Origin of the sequence: Vibrio caribbeanicus ATCC BAA-2122 (assembly GCF_000165125.1) — a bacterium.
GTDB lineage: Bacteria > Pseudomonadota > Gammaproteobacteria > Enterobacterales > Vibrionaceae > Vibrio > Vibrio caribbeanicus.
This window is the reverse complement of record NZ_AEIU01000098.1, coordinates 1-1,023: the sequence shown is the minus strand read 5'-3', so window position 1 is coordinate 1,023 and position 1,023 is coordinate 1. Positions and strand designations below refer to the sequence as shown.

1 protein-coding gene is annotated in these 1,023 nt (G+C 43.9%); it reads left to right on the top strand.

Going from position 1 to position 1,023, the window contains the following annotated elements; translation table 11 throughout:
* Positions 1–22: 22 nt before the first annotated feature.
* Entirely contained in the window at positions 23–757 is a 735-nt protein-coding gene (locus RH40_RS16820) for a BspA family leucine-rich repeat surface protein (RefSeq protein WP_241209905.1), read from the top strand.
* Positions 758–1,023 lie beyond the last annotated feature (266 nt).

The following is a 1,023-nucleotide window of genomic DNA, read 5'->3' as shown; positions in this document are numbered from 1 at the left end:
ACACTACTCGTAGATGCAGGCTATGTTTAAAGACACCGCCAGCTTTAACCAACCCATTGGCAACTGGGATACCTCCAAGGTTTATAATATGAGGGCGATGTTTGAAGGTGCCATCAGCTTTAACCAACCCATCGGTGACTGGGATACTTCCGAGGTTACAGATATGGAAAGAATGTTTTCAGGTGCCAAGACTTTTAACCAACCCATCGGTAACTGGGATACCTCCGAGGTATGGGATATGAGGGTGATGTTTGGACGGGCTACCCACTTTAATCAACCCATCGGGAATTGGAATACCTCCAAGGTTAAGAATATGAGAAATATGTTTTACTATGCCGAAGCCTTTAACCAACCCATCGGTGACTGGGATACCTCCAGCGTAGAAACTATGTCGTCGATGTTTGCAGGAGCATCCGCCTTTAACCAAAATATTGACAACTGGGATGTGTGGTTTGTCAAAAATATGAGTGGTATGTTTTCTCGTGCCTCGTCATTCAATCAACCCATCACAGGTTGGGCTGCACCCATGGTGACGGATATGTCATATATGTTTTACCATGCGACGAGCTTTAACCAAGATATCAGTACTTGGATGGTGGAAGACCTAGAGTCTGTAGACAGTATGTTCCGCGGAGCCTCTGCTTTTGACCAGGATTTGAGCGATTTGGCTATTGTCGATAGGGTCACAAACTATAGAAACTTTGCAACAGGCAGCCCACTAGGCCAAGACCTGCATCACTGGCCACAGTTTCAATAAAACACCCTTAATTTAACGCCGCCTTGTGCGGCTTTTTTAGCCTTAGTGCCTTTTGTGTAAATATAAACCATTATATTTGCAGCCTATCTCAAAGCTTCGATGATTCAATCATTTACCGTCTTTTCAATACCCCTTCGTTATTTATAATTCACCGCAGCTATCAGTAGTAACTCTCTGATTTATGGGCAATATGCCCTTTCTCTGTTTCAGCATAAGGACTGTAATGAAGACCCTTCAATTTCTCGGGTGGAGCACTTTACTTCTCA